This is a genomic window from Rathayibacter sp. AY1H3 (assembly GCF_002932015.1).
Map to the genome: position 1 here is coordinate 1 of NZ_PSUU01000008.1, position 19,173 is coordinate 19,173.

Below are 19,173 nucleotides of genomic sequence, written 5' to 3' on the forward strand. Positions count from 1 at the left end.
GTCCCAGGTGCCGGCGAGGGCGCGGGAGCCGAGGAGCGCTGTGCCGAAGCGGGTGCCCTCCTCGTCGCCGAACGCGACGCCCTCGACGCCGCCGCCACCGCCGCCCCCGCCCTCGACGCCGCCGCGATCATGGCCCGCTGCGACGAGCTCGCGGCGGTCTCCTCCAGCCGCGACGGCATCGAGCGGGTCTACCTCTCGCCCGAGCACGCCCGGGTGAACGCGATGGCCGCGCGTTGGATGACCGAGGTGGGCATGCGCACCTGGCAGGACGCGGCCGGCAACCAGTGCGGCCGCTACGAGGGCTCGACTCCGGGACTCCCGGCGCTCCTGCTCGGCTCGCACCTCGACACGGTGCCCGACGCGGGCCGCTACGACGGGATCCTCGGCGTGATGCTCGCGATCGCCGTGGTGTCGCGCCTGCACGGGGCGGGCCGGCGCCTGCCGTTCGCCGTCGAGGTCGTCGCGTTCGGCGACGAGGAGGGCACCCGCTTCGGCACAGCGCTCCTCGGCTCCCGCGCCCTCGCCGGCACCTGGGACGAGCACTGGTGGGAGCTCGAGGACGCCGACGGGACGACGCTCGTCGAGGCGTTCCACGAGTTCGGGCTGGACCCCTCGCGCATCCGCACCGCCGCGCGCGACGCGCAGGACGTTCTCGCCTACCTCGAGGCGCACATCGAGCAGGGCCCCTACCTGGAGGAGGCTGACCGCGCCCTCGCCGTGGTCTCCTCGATAGCGGGCGCCCGCCGCTTCGCACTCACCCTCACCGGCAAGGCCGGGCACGCGGGCGGAGTTCCGCTCGACCGCCGCCGCGACGCGCTCACCGGGGCGGCCGAGGCCGTGCTCGCGGTGGAGCGCATCGCGCGGGAGCAGGGCGTGATCGCCACGGTCGGCCGGCTCGAGACCTTCCCGGGCGCGGTCAACGTCATCCCCGGCCGGGTCGAGTTCAGCCTCGACCTCCGCGCCGAGACCGACGCCCAGCGCGACACGGCGTGGGACGCCATCGAGCACGCGATGTCGGAGTCGGCGTCGCGCCGCCGTCTCGCGCTGACGGTGGAGGAGACCCATTCGGCCCCCGCGGTCGTCGCCTCCTCTCGGCTGCAGGACGTCGTGCGCGCGGGCATCCGCGCGACCGGGGACGCGGAGCCGATGGTGCTGTTCTCCAAGGCCGGCCACGACGCGATGGCGGTCGCCGACCTCGCCGAGTACGCGATGCTCTTCCTCCGCTGCGAGGGCGGCGTCAGCCACCACCCGGACGAGAACGTGACCGAGGCCGACGTCGCGACCGCGCTCAGCGCGTTCGAGGCGGCCGTGCTGGCGCTCGCCGACGAGACGCCGACCGCGTGACCCCCGCCCCGGCCCCTCTGACGAGCATCGGTCACCGCATCGATGCCGGCTACGCCGCGCTGTCGCGGCAGGAGCAGCGGGCGGCCGACTTCATCCTCGACCACCTCGGCGACCTGGCCGTCTACACGGCGACCGAGCTCGCCCAGCACAGCGGAGTGTCCAAGGCCACGGTCTCGCGGCTGTTCCGCCGCCTGGGGTTCTCGAACTCGCAGGAGGTGCGCGAGCACGCCCGGGCGCTGCGGTCCTCCGGTGTGCCGGTCGGTCCCGCGCAGGGACAGGGGGATCCGCTCGCCGCGCACCTCGAGAGCGAGCGGGCGAACCTGGCCCGGCTGGCCGCCGCGTTCGGCGACGGGCGGCTGGAGGAGGCGGTGCGGCTGATCGCGGGAGCACGCGAGGTCGTCGTGATCGGACTGCGCAACAGCTACCCGGTGGCGCTGCACCTGCGCCAGCAGCTCGCGCAGGCGCGCGGACGCGTCCGGATCGCCCCGCAGCCCGGCCAGTCGCTCGGTGAGGAGCTCGAGGGGCTCGGAGCCGAGGACGTCGTGGTGCTGGTCGGCTTCCGCCGCCGCCCCGCCTCCTTCGCGGCCCTCATCGGGACGCTCGCCGCGCGCGAGGTGCCCGTGGTGCTCCTCGCGGATCCGCCCGCCCGGCGCTACGCGGAGCACGCGGCGGTCTGGCTGGAGTGCCCGGTCGACAGCGGCACAGCGCTGGACAGCTACGCGGCGGCGATGAGCGCGGTCGCGCTCGTGGCCTCCGGAGTGCTCGGGGCGTCGCCGAGGGAGTCGCGCGAGCGGATCGCCGGGATCAGCACGGCCTACGCGGAGCTCGCCGAGCTGGAGGACCGGCCGTGAGCGAGGCGGCGGAGCTGATCCGCGCGCACGCCAAGGACCCCGTCGGGCAGGCCGACCCGACTCCGGCCCTCGGCCGGGCCGAGCTGATCACCCCCACCTGCGGCGACCGGATCGAGCTGCGCGTCGACGGCGGCGCGGAGCAGGTGCGCCTCGCCTGGAGCGGGCGGGGGTGCGAGGTCTCGCGGGGATCCGCGTCGCTGCTCGTGGACGGTCTCGACGGGCTGCCGGCGTCGGACATGCGGGAGCGGATCGACGCGTTCCTCGCGGCGATGGCGCACCGGGAGGGTGCACTCGCCGGCGAGGAGCAGGCGCTGCTCGCGGTGGCGGGCAACCCCGTCCGCTCCGTCTGCGCGACGCTGGCCTGGCGGGCGCTGGCCGCCGCCCTCGACGACGCGGGCCTGGCGTGAACCGCTCAGTCCGGCCCGTCGCGGTCGGCTCCCGACCACAGATCGCCGCACTCCACCCCGCGCGCGCGCCTCGCGCGGAGCAGGTCGCGCGCGCCGGAGTCGCCGTGCACGCCCTCGAGGAGCTCCGGCCAGTGGTCCCGTCCCAGCAGCACCGGATGACCGGGCCGACCGCGGAAGACCGCGCGGGCGAGCACGTCCGGCGCGACCGGCGCCTCCGCGAGCAGCCGGGCCCCCACGCTCGGCGGCTCCTCGGGCAGGTCGACCAGGGCGACCAGCGCGGCGACGCCCTCGGCCGCGGCGAGACCCGCGCGGAGCGACGCCGAGAGGCCGCTCTCCCACTCCGCCGCGACGACCACGTCCGCGGACGGCGGCACCAGGAGGCGCGCCCGTCCGGCCTCCGCGCCCAGGACCACGAGCACCCGCTCGCAGCCCACCGCGCGGAGCCTCTCGACGGCTCGCTCCACCCAGGGAACTCCCGCCGCGTCGCACCGCAGCGCCTTCGGGCCGCCCGCCCGGCGCCCCGCACCCGCCGCGAGCACCAGCCCGACGAGGTCCCGACTCCCGACCAGATCCATCCGACCATCGTGCCGCAGGCCGAGCCCCTGCTCCGCCGGACGAAGGAGACCGCATGACCGACACCCGATCCGAGACCGCCCGCGACGTGCTGCTCGCGTGCCTCGCCGTCCCCCGCTGGGCCGACGAGGTCGCCTCCGGCGCGCCCTACCCGTCGGCCGACGCGCTCGCCGACGCGGCCGAGCGGGCCGCGCGCACGCTCACCGAGGAGGAGGTGGAGGCGGCGCTGGCCGACCACCCCCGGATCGGCGAGCGGCACGCGGGCGCGGGGCGCTCCTCCGCGTTCTCGGCCGCGGAGCAGGCGGCGAGCCGCACGGGCGACGAGGAGCTGACCCGGCGGCTGCTGGCCGGCAACCGCGCCTACGAGGAGCGGTTCGGGCGCGTGTTCCTCCTCCGCGCGGCCGGCCGCGACCGGGCCGAGGTCGTCGCGGAGCTGGAGCGGAGGCTCGGGCTCGACGACGAGACGGAGGCCCGCATCGTCGCGGAGCAGCTGCGGGAGATCACGGTGCTGCGCGTCCGCGGCCTCGACGACGGGCGCCTCGTCCGGGCGGAGGCCGCACGATGAGCGGGCACGCCAGCCACGTCACCACCCACGTGCTCGACGCCGTCCGCGGCCGCCCCGCGCGCGGGGTCCCGGTGGCTCTCGACGCCCGTGTCGGCTCCGGCTGGGAGCGCCTCGCCGAGGCCCGCACCGACGACGACGGCCGCGTGGCGGCCTTCGGGCCGGAGCGCCTGGCCGCCGGGGTCCACCGGGTCGTCTTCGACACCGGCGCCTGGTTCGCCGCCTCGGGCACCGAGTCGTTCTACCCCGAGGTCGTCGTCGCCTTCCGCCTCGACGACGAGGAGGCGCACTTCCACATCCCGCTCCTGCTCAGCCCCTTCGCCTACTCGACCTACCGGGGCAGCTGATGCAGCTACAGGACGTCCTCGACGCGCCGCAGCTGCGGCTGCGCGTGCTGGTCGCCGGCGACGGGGCGCTCGCGCGGCCGGTCGACGGTATCTTCACGACCGATCTCCTCGATCCGCGCCGCTACATCTCGCGCGACCAGCTGGTGCTGACCGGTCTGGTCTGGCGTCGGGACGCCCAGGACAGCGCGGCCTTCGTCGCCGCGGTCGCGGACTCGGGTGCCAGCGCTCTGCTCGCCGGCGAGGGGCTGCTGGGCTTCGTGCCGGACGACCTCGTCGTCGCCTGCCGCGAGCACGACGTCCCGCTGATCGCCGTGCCGGCCGATGTGTCGTTCGGCGCGATCACGGCGCACCTGTCGAACGCCCTCGCCGGCGACCGCGTGGCCCGGCTGACGGCCGCCCTCGCCCGCCAGCGGGAGCTGCTGACCGAGGTCTACCGGGGGCAGCAGCTCGACGAGCTCGTCACGCGCACCTCGCGCGAGCTCGGACTCCCCGTGTCGGTGCTGACCGCGACCGGCCGGACCGCGGCCTCCGCCTCGCCCCTGGGGCTGGGGGAGATCGAGCGGGTCGTGCACGCGGCGCTCACGGCCCGGCGCAGCCCGGTCGTGGTCGCGGACTCCCGCGGCGGCGCCCTGTCGGTCCTCACCGTCGCCGGAGCGGGCGAGCACCGCGCCACCTCCTGGCTGGTCGTCGTCGGGGGCGACTGGAACGACTGGCCCGCCGCAGTGCTGGACGCCGTGACCGAGCTCGCCGGAGTCGTGGGGGTCTACCGGCTGCAGCGGGAGGCGGCGCTCTCGGCCGACTCCGCTCTCGCCGACCGCCTGCTCGAGCTCGTGGAGGAGGACAGCGAGCAGCCCGAGGCCGCGGTGTACCTGCGGCAGCTCGGACTCGGCGGCGCCGGGCGGTGCGCCGTGGTCGCCGCCGAGTTCGAGGGCGACGCGCCCCCGGACCTGGCGCGCCGTGTCCTGGTCGACGCCGCCGCGCACCTGGGCCGCGCCGTGGTCGGACGCGACGCCCAGGGCTGCGCGGTGGCGGTGCTGCCCACCGAGGCGACCGATGCGATCCCCACCGGCGCGGATCCGCTCGCCGTCGTCACCTCGGCGCTGCGACGAGCGGGAGCCGCGTGGCCGGGCGCCGTGCTGCGCGTCGGGACGAGCGCCGCGACTCCGCTGCCCGCGCTCGGCGGCGCCCTCCGCTCGGCACGCTACGGGATGCTGCTGCCGGGCTCTCCGGGCGACGACGCTCCGGTGCGGGTCAGCGACTCCGGGGAGGTCACCTCCGCCGTGCAGCTGCTGAGCGCGGTCCCCGACCACCTGCGCTCGGTGTTCGTCGAGCTGGTGCTCGGGCGGCTCATCGAGCACGACGCGCGCTACGGCTCGCAGCTGGTCGCCACGCTCGCGGCGTTCCTCGACTGCGGCGGCTCGTGGGTGCGCACGGCGGAGCAGACGCACCTGCACCTGAACACGGTGCGGTACCGCATCGCGAGGGTGGAGGAGCTGACGCAGCGCGACCTGTCGGACACCGCGGACCGCGCCGACCTGTTCCTGGCGCTGCGCCTGCGCTGACGGCCGAGTGCGCGCGGTCCGCACCGCGCCGCCCCGGCCGGCCCCGTCACTCCGGAGGCGCGATCCGCCTGCCCCGGACGTGCACCGCGGCGATCGCCGGCTCGCGCAGGGTCATCAGCAGGGCGAAGAGCAGCTGGGCCGTCGCCTCCTCCTCGTCGTCCGCGCGGATCCCGTGGGCGAGGACGTCGGCGAGCGGCTCCCACCGGTCGGGCTCGATGCGGAGGAAGTCCGCGTCCTTCCCGGGGTCGAGGCTGCCGAACCGGTCCTCCTGGTCGAGCGCCCGCGCGCCGGCGAGCGTCGCCGTGAACAGGAGCTCGGCCGGATGCAGGGCGACGGCCGCGTCGCCGGGCTCCGAGAGGTGCACCTTGAAGGCGTCGTTCGCCACTCGCGCCAGCAGCCACTCGTCGCCCGCGCCCACGTCCGAACCGAGGGCAACGGTGACCCCCGAGGCGACGGTCCGGCGCCAGGGCATGGTGCCGGAGCCGAGGAACTGCTGCGAGGTCGGGCAGTGGGCGATCGAGGTGCCGGTCTCCTCCATCCGGTGCAGCTCCGCGTCCTGGCAGTGCACGGCGTGGGCGAGGATCGTGCGCGGCCCGAGGAGGGAGGATCCTCCGCGCGCGGAGCCGGGGAGGAAGAGCCCGTCGTAGGTGTCGAGGTAGCTGCGGGTGCCGTACGAGCCGAGCACGGCGGCGATCTCGCCGTCGCCGGGCCGGTCGTTCTCGTTGAGGTGGCTGTGCACGTAGACGCCGCGTCCGCGGACGTCGTCGTAGAGGTCGCCGAGCGCTCCGAGGGTCCGGGGAGTGACGGACAGCGAGAACCGCGGGACGAGCGCGACCTGCAGGAGCGGGTTCCTCCCGTGCCAGCGGTCGATCTCCTCCGACGCGAGCGTCAGCGCCTCCTCCTCCGAGGTGATCAGGGGCGCCGCCGAGGCCGGGCCCGTGGTCTGGATCCCGCGCCCCGACACGATCCGCAGCCCCGCCTCGCGGGTGCGCTCGAAGAGGGCGTCCTGCGCGGCCGGGAACGCGGAGCCGAAGACCATCGCGGCGGTCGTGCCCGCGGCCACCCGCCGCCGGGTGAAGGCTCGCGCGACGACGTCGGCGAACTCCGGGTCGGCGAGCCGCGCCTCCGAGGGGAACACCGTCCGGTCGAGCCACTCGAGCAGCTGGCCGCCGCCGAAGCCGTCGGTCGAGAACGTCTGGGGGAAGTGCACGTGCGCGTCGACGAAGCCGGGCAGCAGGACCGACGCGGCGTCGCCGGAGACCGGCAGGAGCGCGAAGCGGTCCGGCAGCTCGCGGTACGGACCGACCCAGGCGATCGTGCCGTCCTCGTCCACGGCGAGAGCGCCGTCCGGGATCGACACCAGCGACTCCCGCGCGGTCGCGAGCGTCGCACCCCCGGCGACGTGCAGCACGTGCCCCCGGTGGACGCCCCCGGCGCCGGTCACACCAGGCCCGTGTAGGCGGTCCAGGCGGATCCCGCGGGCGGCGCGTCGTCGCGGGTGACGCTCGCCTGGATCAGCCCGTAGGGGCGGTCGGCGGCGTGGAAGACCTCGTTGTCGTTCTCGACGCCGAAGGGCGAGAGGTCGTAGACGAAGTGGTGCTTGTTCGGCGCGGAGAGACGGATCTCGACGATCTGCGGGTACTCCTCCAGGACCGCCTTCCCCATCTCGAAGAGCGTCTGCTGGAGGGCGAGGGAGTGCACGGTCGCGAAGCGGCTCGTCATGAGCGCCTTGACGCCCGCGTAGACCGCCTCCCAGTCCATCGCCGCGATCTCGTCCTCGCTCAGGGCGAAGCGCCACTTCGCGACCAGCGAGGTCGCCATCACCCGGTCGTTCGTCGGCTGGAGGACCGTGTAGGGGTCGGTGAGGAAGCCGTGGAACTCGCTCCCCGTGGACTTCAGGATCGTGAGGTCCTTGAAGCCGCCGGTGATCCAGATCCGCCGCTCGTCGCCCGAGCCCTCGACCGTGACCGACGCGATCCGCGTCTCCTGGCCCTTCCGGACCCAGGTGTGGTCGTGCTCGCGCCCGTCCACCAGCACGCGCTCCCAGGCGAACTCCTCGATCTCGATGCGGGCGCCGTGGACGGGCTCGTAGCCGTCGACGAAGTGGCGGGCCAGCTCGAGGCCGTAGGGCTCGATCGAGCGCAGGCCCTTCTCCTTGGCGAAGGCGTACGCCGTCTGCTTCTGCGTGTCCGTGGGCAGGACGGCCGACTGGTCGCCCTCTCGGTGCGCGGCCTCGAAGTCGCCGCGGAGGGCCGTGGAGATGTTGACGTCGTGGATCTCGTGCCGCGGGGTCTCGCGGTAGATCCGCACGACGCGGTTCTCGGCCTTCCCGTACTGGTGGTCCCCGAGGATGATCGACATGTCCGCTCCTGTCCGTTCCGTGCGGCCGGGCCCGGTCACGCGGTGGTGCCCGTCCTGCTCGCGGCTCCTGCGAGCCCGTCTGCCAGCCTCGCGCCTGCCGGGGGCTCCGCGCACCGGCGGAGCATCCCGAGGAGCCGCCGCCGGGACTCCGAGTCTTGTGCGATCCGCCCGCTCCGCGGCTCCGACCCGCCCCCGTTCACACACTCGAAACCTGCCGATGACACGGCGGCGCTCGGCGTGAGCGGTCGAGCCCCCCGAGGTGTCGTCAGGGAGGCGGGGCATCGGCGGGTCGAGGTCAGGGGCGGCTGAGGAGGCGCCCGGCGGGCGGGACCGTCGCGGCGGTGACGCGTCGGCCGCCGACCCAGGTGGCGGGGACGGCGCCGCGGAGGACGCGGCCCTCGTAGGCCGAGACGGGGTTCCGGTGCGAGAGGGCGTCGACGTCCACGCGCCACTGCGCCTCCGGGTCGAACGCGACCAGGTCGGCGTCGGATCCCGCGTGCAGCAGGCCCTTCTGGCCGAGCCCGGCGAACGCGGCGGTCGCCGTGGACATCCAGGCGACGACCTGCTCGAGCGGGATGCCCCGCTCGCGGGCCCCGGTCCAGACCGCGCGGAAGCTCAGCTCGAGTCCCGAGATCCCGCCCCAGGCGACGCCGAAGTCGCCGCCGGCGGGGAGCTTCAGCTCGGCGGTGGCGGGGGAGTGGTCCGAGGCGATGATGTCGATCGTCCCGTCGAGCAGCCCCTTCCAGAGCAGCTCGCGGTTGCGCTCGTCGCGGATCGGCGGGCAGCACTTGAACTGTGTGCCGCCGTCGGGGATCGAGCCGGCGTCGAAGGTGAGGTAGTGCGGGCAGGTCTCGGCTGTGATCGGCAGCCCCTCGGCCTTGGCCTCGCGCAGGAGCGGCAGCGCGTCGGCGGAGGAGAGGTGCAGGATGTGCGCGCGGCAGCCGGTCTCGCGGACGGCCTCGATCACGTGCAGGATCGCGCTGCGCTCGGAGGCGGGCGGGCGGGAGTCGACGAACGCGCCGTAGGAGGCGTCGGGCTCCAGCGCGCTCGCCTCCAGCTCGGCCGGGTCCTCGGCGTGCACGATCAGCAGTCCGTCGAAGGCGGCGATCTCGCGCATCGCCTCGACGAGCTGCTCCCGGCTCAGGTGCGGGAACTCGTCCACGCCGCTCGGCGAGAGGAAGCACTTGAAGCCGAAGACGCCCGCGTCGTGGAGCTCGCGCAGCGTGCCGAGGTTCGAGGGGATCGCCCCGCCCCAGAAGCCGACGTCCACCTGCGCCTGCGGCCCGGCGGCCGCGCGCTTGGCCTCGAGCCCCGCCACCGTGGTGGTCGGCGGGATCGAGTTCAGCGGCATGTCGATGATCGTGGTGACGCCCCCGGCGGCGGCGGCGCGGGTGGCGGAGGCGAAGCCCTCCCACTCCGTGCGGCCCGGCTCGTTGACGTGCACGTGGGTGTCGACGATCCCCGGGATCAGGACCTGGCCCTCGGGGAGGACGATCTCCTCCGTGGTCCGCCAGGGGGCGTCCCGCTCGCCGACCGCGACGATCAGGCCCTCGGCGATCGCGATGCTGGCCGGACGCCGGCCGTTCTCGGTCAGCACGTCGGAGGCGCGGATCACGAGGTCGAGGAAGGGAGCGTCGTCAGGCATGGATCGACCCTATACTCGGCATGTTTCCTGCGTGTGAGCGCCCGTCGGCGGCTCCGCCCGGCCTCCCCGCTGCCCCGGCGCCGTCGCCTCCCGTCCGAGAAGAGGAGGCCGTCGTGCTCGACATCGCCGCCCCCCTGCTCGAGCGCGTCGAGGGGGGCGGGAGCGTCGCGGTCGTCACGGTCACGCACGTCTTCGGCTCGGCTCCCCGCGCTCTCGGCTCCTCGATGGCGGTGGACGCGGAGGGGCGGGCGATCGGCTCGATCTCCGGCGGCTGCGTCGAGGCGCAGGCGTACGCGCTGGCCCAGGAGGTGCTCGGCACCTCGAGCAGCGCGTCCGAGCACTTCGGCTTCGACGACGAGGCGGCCTTCGCCGCCGGCCTGTCCTGCGGGGGGCAGCTGCGCGTGTTCGGCCAGGTCGTCGACTCCGGCTCCACCGCGGTCCTCGCCGAGCTGCGCGCCGCCCGCGCCGGCCGCTCGGCCGCGCTGGCGATCGTCGTCGGCGGCCCGGAGGAGCTGATCGGCCTCGTGCTCACCGGAGCGACGCGCCTCCAGGACGTCGTCGGCCCGCACCTGGACGAGGACACCGCCCGCCGCATCCTCGCCGAGCGCGAGGCGCGCCTGGCCTCCGGCCGCTCGGCCACGGTCGAGACCGCCTGCCGAGGTGCCGAGCTCGAGATCGCCTACGTCGTGCACGCCGAGCGGCCGCGCCTGCTGATCTACGGCGCCGTCGACTTCTCCGCCGCGCTCTGCTCCGCCGGCGCCCTGCTCGGCTACCGCGTGACCGTCTGCGACGCGCGTCCGGTGTTCGCGACCGCCGAGCGCTTCCCCGGCGCCGACGAGGTCCTCGTCGAGTGGCCGTCCGACCACCTCGCCCGCGCCGAGGTCGACTCGCGCACCGTGATCGCGGTGCTCACGCACGACGAGAAGTTCGACATCCCGCTGCTCGAGACCGCGCTCGCGCTCCCGGTCGCCTACGTCGGCGCGATGGGATCGCGGCGCACCCACGAGCGGCGGCTGCGGCTGCTGCGCGAGGCGGGAGTGACGGAGGAGGCCCTCGCCCGCCTGCACTCGCCGATCGGCCTGGACATCGGCGCGTCGACGCCGGAGGAGACGGCCGTGTCGATCCTCGCGGAGGTCCTCGCCGCGCGCACGGGGACGTCCGGGGAGCCGCTCGCGGGGCGCTCGGGCCCGATCCACGCGGCGCGCTGAGCCGCACGTCCTCCCCTAACGGCGCGCCGTCGTGATCGCGCCGGCCTGCTCGCACTCCGGCGGGAAACGGCCGCGAAACACCGCGCTGCCATGCTCGGGGCATGCAGCGCCACGTCCTCACCGGAGCCCACGTCGCCACCGTCGACGCGCACGGGACCGAGCACCCCGTCGGCCACGTCGTCGTCGACGACTCCCGCATCGTCGCCGTCGGAGCCGGCGACCCTCCGGCGTGGGCCCTCGACGGACGGTCCCCGACGGGCCTGCCGGCGCAGGAGGCGATCGCGCTCACGCGGGTCGACGGCCGCGGCCACCTGCTCACTCCCGGGCTCGTCAACACGCACCACCACCTCTACCAGTGGCTCACCCGCGGCTGGGCGCAGGACTCGATCCTCTTCGACTGGCTCGTCGCGCTCTACCCCGCATGGTCCCGCATCGACGCCGACCTGACCCGCTCCGCCGCCCTCGGCGCGATGGGCGTCCTCGCCCGGTCCGGCTGCAGCACCGTCGCCGACCACCACTACGTCTTCCCACGGGGCTCCGGCGACATCGTCGGCGGCATCGTCGACGCGGCCGGCACCCTCGGCCTCCGGCTGCACGCGACCCGCGGGTCGATGGACCTCGGCGAGTCCCGGGGCGGCCTCCCGCCGGACTTCGCCGTCGAGACCACGGCGGCCGCGCTCCAGGCCAGCGGAGAGGCGGTCCAGCGGTACCACGACGCCTCCGCCGACGCGATGGTGCGGGTCGCGATCGCCCCGTGCTCGCCCTTCTCGGTGACCACCGACCTGCTGCGCGAGTCGGCCGTCCTCGCCCGTCAGCTCGGGGTCCGGCTGCACACCCACGGCTCCGAGACCGTGGAGGAGGACGCCTACACGCGGGAGGCGTTCGGCCTCTCGCCCACCGACCACCTGGAGTCGCTCGGCTGGCTCGGCGACGACGTCTGGATGGCGCACTGCGTCCACCTCGACGCCGACGCGATCGCGAAGTTCGCGGCCACGGGCACCGGAGTCGCGCACTGCCCGTCCTCGAACGGCCGGCTCGCGGCGGGCATCGCGCCGATCCCGCAGCTGCTGGCTGCGGGAGCCCCGGTCGGCCTCGGCGTGGACGGCGCGGCGTCGAACGAGTCCGGTCAGCTCGGCTCCGAGATCCGCGCCGCGGTGCTGATGAACCGCCTGCGCGCCGGCGCCGACCGGATGAGCGCCCGGCAGGCGCTCTCGGTCGCCACCATCGGCGGGGCCCGGGTGCTCGGCCGGCAGGACGAGATCGGCTCGATCGAGGTCGGCAAGCTCGCCGACCTCGCGCTCTGGCGGATCGACGGGATCGAGCACGCGGGCATCGCGGACCCGGTCGCGGCGCTCGCATTCGGAGCGCAGCCCCCGCTGAGCCTGATCCTGGTGCAGGGTCGCCCGACGGTGCGGGAGGGACGGCTGGTGAACGCGGACGAGGACGCGATCGCCCGCGAGGTCGCCCGGGCGAGCACGGAGCTGGCGTCGCGCGTCTGAGCTGCGGCAGCCGATCGGCGCTCAGCCCGTCGTCGTTCAACCGGGCGGCGCCTCCGCCTCGACGGTCGCGACCGGGGCGGCGTCCGGGTGCAGGAGCCGCCAGATCCGGTCGCGGGAGAGCGGCAGCTCGGTCGGCCGCACGCCGATCGCGTCGCGGACGGCGTTGGCGAGTGCGGGGGCGACCGGGTTGTAGGGCGCCTCGCTCATCGACTTCGCGCCGAACGGCCCGAGCTCGTCGGCGGTGTCCGCGAAGAGCACCTCGGTCTCGGGCACGTCCGCCATCTGCGGGATGTGGTAGTTCCGGAGGATCGCCGTGGTCACGGTGCCCTCGCCGTCGAGGATCACCTCCTCGTACAGCGCCGAGCCGATCGCCTGCGCCACTCCGCCCTCGACCTGCCCGCGGCACTGCGCCGGGTTGATCACGAAGCCGGCGTCGGCCGCCTGGACCGACTGCAGGATCCGCACCTCGCCCGTCGGCTCGTGCACCGCGACGCGGAAGCCCTGGACGTTGAACGCGAGCGAGCGCTGAGCGCCGTCCTCGCTCCCGGTCGCGGTGACCGGTCCGCCGGCCGCACGGACCAGATCGGCGAACGCGACCCGGGTGCCGTCCGGAGCGAGCAGGCCCTCGTCGTCGGGCTCGAAGGTCTCGTCGTGCCCGGTCAGCCGCTTGGCGAGCGCCTGCAGCTCGGCGAGGAGGCGCGTCGCGGCCGAGTGGACGGCCTTGCCCGCGACCACCGTGCCGGCGCTGCCGAACGCTCCGGTGTCGTAGCGGGCCGCGTCCGTGTCGGACTGGCGGATCCGCACCCGGTCGGCCGAGGCGCGGAAGGCGCTCGCGACCAGCTGCGTGTGCACGGTGGTCGTCCCGTTGCCGAACTCGGCCGTGCCGACGCCGATGGTCAGCACTCCCTCGGCGTCGACGGTGACGGTCGCCTCCGAGAAGTGGCCCCGCGGTGGGATGGTGGCGATCATCGCCAGTGCCGAGCCCTGCCCTGTCCGCCACCCCGGTCCGTCGGGGGCGGGGGAGCCGCCGCCGCCGGCCAGTGCCGCCTCGGTGAGGTCGAGGCACTGGTCGAGCCCGTAGGAGGCGAAGCCGATGTCGTCGCCCTCGACGTGCGTGACCACCAGCGGCTCGCCCGGGCGCACCGCGTTGATCCGCCGCAGCTCGAACGGGTCGATCCCGAGCTCGCGGGCGAGATCGTCCATCGCCGACTCGATGCCGAAGATCACCTGCCCGAGGCCGTAGCCGCGGAACGCCCCCGAGGGGAGGTTGTTCGTGTAGACGGCCTGCGCGTCGACGCGCTTGCTGGGCGCGCTGTAGACGGCGACCGACTCCGAGGTGCCGTGGAACATCACGCCGGGTCCGTGGTTGCCGTAGGCGCCGGTGTCCGAGAGCACGTCCACGGCGAGGGCGGTCAGCCGTCCGTCGCGCCGGGCGCCGAGCGTGACGCCGACCCGCATCGGGTGTCGGCAGGGGGCCATCGTGAACTCGTCGCTCCGGGTGAACTCGAACTGCACGGGCCGGCCGGTGGCGAGCACGGCGAGGGCGACGACGTCCTCCGTCAGGATCTCCTGCTTGCCGCCGAAGCCGCCGCCCACCCGTGCCGTGAAGACGCGGACGGTCGACGGATCGCGGTCGAACAGGCGCGCGATCTCGTCGCGCACGAGGAAGGGCACCTGCGTCGAGGTCCGCAGCACCAGCTCTCCGCCCTCGAGCCAGCCGATGGTGCCGTGGGTCTCGAGCGCCGTGTGCGCGACCCGGGAGGTCGAGTACCGGCCCTCGACGACCACGTCGGCCTCCGCGAGTCCGGCGGCCACGTCCCCGTACTCTCCGTGGAGCTCCGCGACGACGTTCGCCTCCGGCCGGGCGATGCGCGAGGCGATCGGATCCTTGTCGGCGTGCAGGAGCGGCGCGCCGGGGGAGCGCGCCTCCTCCGGGTCGAAGACGGCGGGCAGCACCTCGTAGTCGACCTCGACGGCGCGGCAGGCCGCCTCCGCCTCGGCCACCGACTCCGCGACCACCACGGCCACGCGCTGCCCGCGGAACCGGACGACGGTGTCGAGCATGCGGGTGTCGTCCGGGTCGTCGAGCCGGGACTCGTGGCGGGCGGTGGAGTAGAGGACGTCCGGGACGTCCTCGGCGGTGAGGACCGCGACGACGCCCCGCATCGCGCGGGCGGCGGTCGTGTCGATCGAGCGGATGCGCGCGTGGGCGTGCGGGCTCTGGACGACCTTCACGTGCAGCAGGCCGGGCACGGCGACGTCGAGGGTGAACGGCTCGCGGCCCTGGACGATCCGCCGGCCGGCGGGCGCGCCGAGCGAGCGGCCGACCCGGGACTCCTCGGCCGACGGGCGACCGGTGCGGCGGACGGGGGTGAGACCCGACGGCGGGGCCGCGTGCCGTCCGCGGACCGAGGCCTCCGTGCGATCCGCTCCGGACGGCTCGGCCGCGTGCGCGCCGTGCCCGGACGCGCAGGCGCCCGTCACGGCCTCGCGGATAGGGCGGTAGCCCGTGCACCGGCAGAGGTTGCCCTTCATCAGCCGCGGCACGTCCTCGGCGCGGACTCCGTCGAGCGCCGTGGCCGTGACCACCATGCCGGCCGTGCAGAAGCCGCACTGGAACGCGCCGGCCTCGACGAACGCCTCCTGCACCGCGCTCGGCTCCTCGGGCGTGCAGAGGCCGGCCGCTGTCGTCACCTCGCGCCCCTCGACGCGGTGGGCGGGGTAGAGGCAGGAGTGGAACGGCGTCCCGTCGACGAGGACGGAGCAGGCGCCGCAGTCGCCGGCGTCGCACCCCTTCTTCACCTCGAAGTGCTCGTGGTCGCGGAGGAGGGTGCGCAGCACCTGGCCGGGGCGGGGGGAGGCGTCGACCGGCTCTCCGTTGACGGTGAACCTCATCGGGCCCCTCCGGTCAGCTCGGTGCGGATCTCCTCGGCGAGCACGCGGACGACGGCGTGGCGCCAGTCGGCGGCTCCGTGCGGGTCGGTGAACCAGGTCGCGACGCCGTCGACGGCCGCGGCGAGCTCGGCCGAGGAGGGAACGGCGGCGAAGCGGAGCAGCTCCGGCCGGACGGTCGCCGCGGTGATCGTGAGCACGAACGCGCCGTCGGTGTCGAGGCGGCCGATGACGACGGCGCCGGAGCGTCCGAGAGGGGAGAGCGCCGTCTTGCGGAACGCGGTGCGCGCCCGGAGGGAGGAGAGCGGGATCTCGATCGAGCGGATGACGTCGTCCTGGGCCAGGGAAGTGGTCATGTTGCCGGTCACGAGCTCGGCGACCGGCACGGCGACGTCCGAGTCGTCGGCCCGCCAGACGAGGGCGGTGGCGTCGAGCGCGGCGGCGAGGCTGATCATCGGTCCTGCGGGCAGGGCGTTGGCGATGTTGCCGCCGACAGTGGCGACGTTCCAGATCTTGAAGGAGCCCAGCAGTGCCGTGCAGCACTGGAAGAAGAGCGGATGGGCGGTGTCGCCCGCGTCGGGCATCGCGGCGAGCTCGCTGAGCGTGCAGGTCGCCGCGATCGAGAGCCCGGCGTCCGTGCGCACGATCGGCTCCCACGCGAATCCCTGCAAGTCGAGGAGCTCGTCGAGGTGGTCGTGGGGGAGGGAGAACACCCAGGAGCCGCCTCCGATGACCGCTGAGCGCGGCCCGCGGCCCGCCAGCTCGGAGCGCTCGCGCACCACCCGGACGCGCTGGATCGTGTTCAGGTCCATGCAGCGCCTCCGTCCCGCGCCCGTCGGGCGTCTCCCCCCAGTGAACCCCACCCGTGTGACGCCCGTGTTTCCCCACCCCGTCCTCCCGCGGCTCCGCTCCCCGTCCCCCCGGCGGATCCGCCATCCGCTGCGCCACACCCCGGGCCCCGACCTTGCGGATCAGTGGGCGACCTCCCGATGTCGACCCGCCACCCCCTCGCTCTCCCCCCGAGCCGAACGATCGATCCGCGTGCCAGCGGATCGGTCTAGGCGGTCGCTCCCCGCTCTGCGAATCGCATCCACGCCGGAAAGCCGACTGCGCCGAGCCCGGCGGGGACGGGCTCGGTGTGAAACACCCCCGAGCCGAACGATCGATCCGCGTGCCAGCGGATCGATCTAGGCGATCGCTCCCCGCTCTGCGAAACGTGACCACCCTCTCCGGCCGACTGCGCCGAGCCCGGCGGGGACGGGCTCGAAGGAAGATCAGCCGAGGCTCGCGACCCACTCCGAGCTGCCGTCGACGAAGGACTGCTCCTTCCAGATCGGCACCGACGCCTTGATGTCGTCGACCAGTGCCGCGCAGGCTTCGAAGGCCGCCGCGCGGTGGGCCGAGGCCACGGCGCAGGCGAGGGCGAGGTCGCCGACCACGAGGTCGCCGACCCGGTGCACGGCGGCGATCCGGACGTCGGGCCAGCGCTCGGCGATGCGGCGGGCGGAGGCGAGGAGTGCGGCGGGGGCGTCCGGGTGCGCCTCGTAGGACAGCCGGAGCACGCCGCGGCCCTCGTCGTGGTCGCGGACGACGCCCGCGAAGGTCACGACGGCGCCGTGCGTCGGGGAGTCGACCGCCTGCTCGCACTCGTCGACGGTGATGGCCTCGGCCGCGAGCCGGGCGAGGGCGACCGGCTCAGCGGGCATGGTCGCCGCCTCCGAGCTGATCGAGGAGGTGCCCGATCACCGGGTCGAGCACGTCGATCCCGTCGCGGACGCCGCCGGGGGAGCCGGGGAGGTTCACCACGACGGTGCGGCCGCTGACGCCGGCGAGCCCGCGGCTGAGCACGGCGGTCGGGACGTGGGCGGCGCCCTTGGCGCGCACCGCCTCGGCGAGGCCGGGCAGGGGCCGCTCCAGGAGGGGGGCGGTCTGCTCCGGGGTGACGTCGCTCGGGGCGACGCCCGTCCCGCCGGTGGTCACGACGACGTCGACTCCGCTGCCGATCGCGTCGGCGATCGCCTCGCCCACCGCGTCGCCGTCGGCCACGACGACCACCCGCGACTCCCAGCCGCGGGTGGTGAACCAGGCCTCCAGCGCCGGTCCCGTCCGGTCCTCGTACACGCCGGAGGCGGCACGGGTGGAGGCGACGACCGCCACCGCCCGCCGCGTCACGGGGTTCCTCCGCTCGTCCACGAGCCGCTCCTCCCGCCCGCCTTCGCGAGCACACGGATACCGGTGATCGCGGCACCGCGATCGACCGCCTTGATCATGTCGTAGACCGTGAGAGCGGCCACGCTGACCGCGGTCAGCGCCTCCATCTCGACGCCGGTGCGCCCGGTCGTGCGCACGCGCGCCTCGATCCGGACGCGGCCGTCCTGCGGCTCGAGGTCCACGTCGACGCCGTCCAGCGCCAGCGGGTGGCAGAGCGGGATGAGGGTCGAGGTCGCCTTCGCGCCGAGGATCCCGGCGATCCGCGCGACGCCGAGCGCTTCGCCCTTGGGCAGCTCGCCCTGCTCGAGGAGCCGCACCACCTCGGGTGAGGTCTCGACGTAGCCCTCGGCGGCGGCGGTGCGCGCCGTGACCTCCTTCGCGCTCACATCGACCATGTGCACGGCTCCGTCGCCGCGCACATGGGTGAGCCGATCGCTCTCAGTCATCGATCCTCCAGATCTCGACCGTGTCGCCGGTCGCTGCGTGGTCCGTCCCGACGGGGACGTGGATGAGCACGGTGGAGCGGGCGTAGGACGCCAGCAGGTGCGAGCCGGGCCCGCCCACCGGGTGCACGAGGCCCTCGTCGTCGAGGACTCCGCGGCGGATCTGGTGCAGGTGCGCGGGCGAATCGAGCGCCGTGCCGAGGCGCGCACGGAGACGCGGCCGCTCGGCGGGCGTCCGTCCCGCGAGCGAGCGCAGCAAGGGCCGGAGGAACACCTCGAACGAGACCAGGGCGCTCACCGGGTTCCCGGGAAGCGAGACGACCGGCAGGTGCAGCCCCTCGGCCACGCGCACGAGACCGAGGCCCTGCGGGCCGCCCGGCTGCATCTCGACGTGGCCGAACTCCGAGCCCGCCGGGCCGAGCGCGTCGCGGACGACCTCGTAGGCGCCCGCGCTGACACCGCCGACCGTGATCACCAGGTCGGCCGCGCCCGCGTGCTCCTCGAGCAGCGACAGGAGGTCCTCGGCCCGATCGCTCGTGCAGGCGGCGACGACGGGCAGCGCGCCCGCCTCGCGGACGGCCTCGGCCAGCAGGGCGCCGTTCGCGTCGTGGATCTGCGCCTCCTCGAGGACGGCGCCTGCGGGACGGATCTCGTTGCCGGTGGGGACGACGAGCACCCGGAGTCGCGGCAGCACCTCCGCCTCGGTCAACCCGAGGGAGGCGAGGAGTCCGTAGTGGGCCGCGCGGAGGACCGTGCCGGCCGGGAGGGCGAGCTCGCCGCGGCGGGCGTCGCTGCCCCGGGCGCGGACGAAGGTCGCCGGCACCACCGGATGCGCGAAGGCGACGCTGCCCGCCGCGGGGAAGCGCGGAGGATCGACGCGCTCGACCGGGACGACGGCGTCGGCCCCCTCCGGCAGCGGCGAGCCGGTCATGATCGGTGTCGCCGTGCCGGGCTCGTGCCGCGGCGCCCGGTCGCCCGCCGGGATCGGCGCCGAGACGGGCAGGGCGACGGGATGCTCCGGCGCCGCCGCGTCGAGGTCGGCCGCCCGCACCGCGAAGCCGTCCATCTGCGAGTTGTCGAAGCGCGGCAGGTCGAGCGGGGAGTCGACGGAGCGGGCGAGGACCCGCCGGTCGTACGCGCCCGGATCGGCGGCGACGGCGGCCGGCTCCAGGCTCAGCGTCTCGCGGGCGCCCCGCGTGGCCAGCGGCGCGAGCAGCGCCCGCACCCGGGCGGCGTGCAGGTCGATCGAGGTCATCGTGTCCTCTCGC

18 protein-coding genes are annotated in these 19,173 nt (G+C 75.1%); 8 read left to right on the forward strand and 10 right to left on the reverse strand.

The window, feature by feature from the left end; translation table 11 throughout:
• Positions 1–126: 126 nt before the first annotated feature.
• The 3 genes from C5C33_RS04860 to C5C33_RS04870 are packed head-to-tail and all read left to right on the forward strand — an operon-like array spanning position 127 to position 2,602.
• On the forward strand, positions 127–1,344 hold the full coding sequence (locus C5C33_RS04860; protein WP_258069184.1) for an allantoate amidohydrolase: 1,218 nt from the start codon (positions 127–129) through the stop codon (positions 1,342–1,344).
• Positions 1,341–2,195, forward strand: a complete 855-nt coding sequence (locus tag C5C33_RS04865; RefSeq protein WP_258069181.1) for a MurR/RpiR family transcriptional regulator — start codon at positions 1,341–1,343, stop codon at positions 2,193–2,195. Before C5C33_RS04860 ends, C5C33_RS04865 begins: the two co-directional genes overlap by 4 nt.
• On the forward strand, positions 2,192–2,602 hold the full coding sequence (locus tag C5C33_RS04870) for an iron-sulfur cluster assembly scaffold protein (RefSeq protein WP_104260556.1): 411 nt from the start codon (positions 2,192–2,194) through the stop codon (positions 2,600–2,602). The genes C5C33_RS04865 and C5C33_RS04870 overlap by 4 nt, the downstream gene beginning before the upstream one ends.
• Before the next feature lie 5 nt (positions 2,603–2,607).
• Here C5C33_RS04870 and C5C33_RS04875 read toward each other — a convergent pair whose 3' ends face one another.
• Positions 2,608–3,177, reverse strand: coding sequence for an NTP transferase domain-containing protein (locus C5C33_RS04875; RefSeq protein WP_104260557.1), 570 nt, complete (start codon positions 3,175–3,177; stop codon positions 2,608–2,610).
• 53 nt (positions 3,178–3,230) lie between these two features.
• Here C5C33_RS04875 and uraD point away from each other — a divergent pair, with 53 nt between their 5' ends.
• Genes uraD through C5C33_RS04890 form a run of 3 tightly spaced genes read left to right on the forward strand, consistent with a single transcriptional unit; the run spans position 3,231 to position 5,646 of the window.
• Positions 3,231–3,740: a 2-oxo-4-hydroxy-4-carboxy-5-ureidoimidazoline decarboxylase gene (gene uraD / locus C5C33_RS04880; protein ID WP_104234584.1), complete on the forward strand. Its 510-nt coding sequence runs from the start codon at positions 3,231–3,233 to the stop codon at positions 3,738–3,740.
• Complete coding sequence (gene uraH, locus C5C33_RS04885) at positions 3,737–4,084, forward strand: hydroxyisourate hydrolase (RefSeq protein ID WP_104251158.1); 348 nt, start codon at positions 3,737–3,739, stop codon at positions 4,082–4,084. The genes uraD and uraH overlap by 4 nt, the downstream gene beginning before the upstream one ends.
• Positions 4,084–5,646 (forward strand): PucR family transcriptional regulator, encoded by a 1,563-nt coding sequence (locus C5C33_RS04890; RefSeq protein ID WP_104260558.1) that lies wholly within the window; start codon positions 4,084–4,086, stop codon positions 5,644–5,646. The genes uraH and C5C33_RS04890 overlap by 1 nt, the downstream gene beginning before the upstream one ends.
• A 46-nt stretch (positions 5,647–5,692) precedes the next feature.
• Here C5C33_RS04890 and C5C33_RS04895 read toward each other — a convergent pair whose 3' ends face one another.
• The 3 genes from C5C33_RS04895 to allB all read right to left on the reverse strand — a co-directional run bounded on the left by C5C33_RS04895 (position 5,693) and on the right by allB (position 9,652).
• Positions 5,693–7,090 (reverse strand): amidohydrolase family protein, encoded by a 1,398-nt coding sequence (locus C5C33_RS04895; protein ID WP_104260559.1) that lies wholly within the window; start codon positions 7,088–7,090, stop codon positions 5,693–5,695.
• On the reverse strand, positions 7,087–8,007 hold the full coding sequence (pucL, locus tag C5C33_RS04900) for a factor-independent urate hydroxylase (RefSeq protein ID WP_104260560.1): 921 nt from the start codon (positions 8,005–8,007) through the stop codon (positions 7,087–7,089). The genes C5C33_RS04895 and pucL overlap by 4 nt, the downstream gene beginning before the upstream one ends.
• A gap of 295 nt (positions 8,008–8,302) precedes the next feature.
• Positions 8,303–9,652, reverse strand: coding sequence for an allantoinase AllB (allB, locus tag C5C33_RS04905; RefSeq protein ID WP_104260561.1), 1,350 nt, complete (start codon positions 9,650–9,652; stop codon positions 8,303–8,305).
• A 113-nt stretch (positions 9,653–9,765) separates the two neighbouring features.
• Here allB and C5C33_RS04910 point away from each other — a divergent pair, with 113 nt between their 5' ends.
• Positions 9,766–10,860: an XdhC family protein gene (locus C5C33_RS04910; RefSeq protein ID WP_219814938.1), complete on the forward strand. Its 1,095-nt coding sequence runs from the start codon at positions 9,766–9,768 to the stop codon at positions 10,858–10,860.
• A gap of 101 nt (positions 10,861–10,961) precedes the next feature.
• Entirely contained in the window at positions 10,962–12,359 is a 1,398-nt protein-coding gene (locus C5C33_RS04915) for an 8-oxoguanine deaminase (protein WP_104260563.1), read from the forward strand.
• Positions 12,360–12,395: 36 nt separating this feature from the next.
• Here the strand turns inward: C5C33_RS04915 and C5C33_RS04920 are convergent, their stop codons facing one another.
• The 6 genes from C5C33_RS04920 to glp all read right to left on the reverse strand — a co-directional run bounded on the left by C5C33_RS04920 (position 12,396) and on the right by glp (position 19,160).
• Entirely contained in the window at positions 12,396–15,254 is a 2,859-nt protein-coding gene (locus tag C5C33_RS04920) for a molybdopterin cofactor-binding domain-containing protein (protein WP_104260564.1), read from the reverse strand.
• Positions 15,251–16,063 (reverse strand): FAD binding domain-containing protein, encoded by an 813-nt coding sequence (locus tag C5C33_RS04925; RefSeq protein WP_104260565.1) that lies wholly within the window; start codon positions 16,061–16,063, stop codon positions 15,251–15,253. Before C5C33_RS04925 ends, C5C33_RS04920 begins: the two co-directional genes overlap by 4 nt.
• Positions 16,064–16,525: 462 nt before the next feature.
• Positions 16,526–16,957 carry a molybdenum cofactor biosynthesis protein MoaE gene (locus C5C33_RS04930; protein ID WP_104226891.1) on the reverse strand — a complete coding sequence of 144 codons (432 nt, stop codon included), beginning with the start codon at positions 16,955–16,957 and terminating at the stop codon, positions 16,526–16,528.
• On the reverse strand, positions 16,947–17,444 hold the full coding sequence (locus C5C33_RS04935) for a molybdenum cofactor biosynthesis protein B (protein ID WP_244229433.1): 498 nt from the start codon (positions 17,442–17,444) through the stop codon (positions 16,947–16,949). Before C5C33_RS04935 ends, C5C33_RS04930 begins: the two co-directional genes overlap by 11 nt.
• Positions 17,420–17,908 (reverse strand): cyclic pyranopterin monophosphate synthase MoaC, encoded by a 489-nt coding sequence (gene moaC, locus C5C33_RS04940; RefSeq protein WP_104260566.1) that lies wholly within the window; start codon positions 17,906–17,908, stop codon positions 17,420–17,422. The genes C5C33_RS04935 and moaC overlap by 25 nt, the downstream gene beginning before the upstream one ends.
• Positions 17,901–19,160, reverse strand: a complete 1,260-nt coding sequence (gene glp / locus C5C33_RS04945; RefSeq protein WP_104260605.1) for a gephyrin-like molybdotransferase Glp — start codon at positions 19,158–19,160, stop codon at positions 17,901–17,903. Before glp ends, moaC begins: the two co-directional genes overlap by 8 nt.
• Between the last annotated feature and the right edge of the window lie 13 nt (positions 19,161–19,173).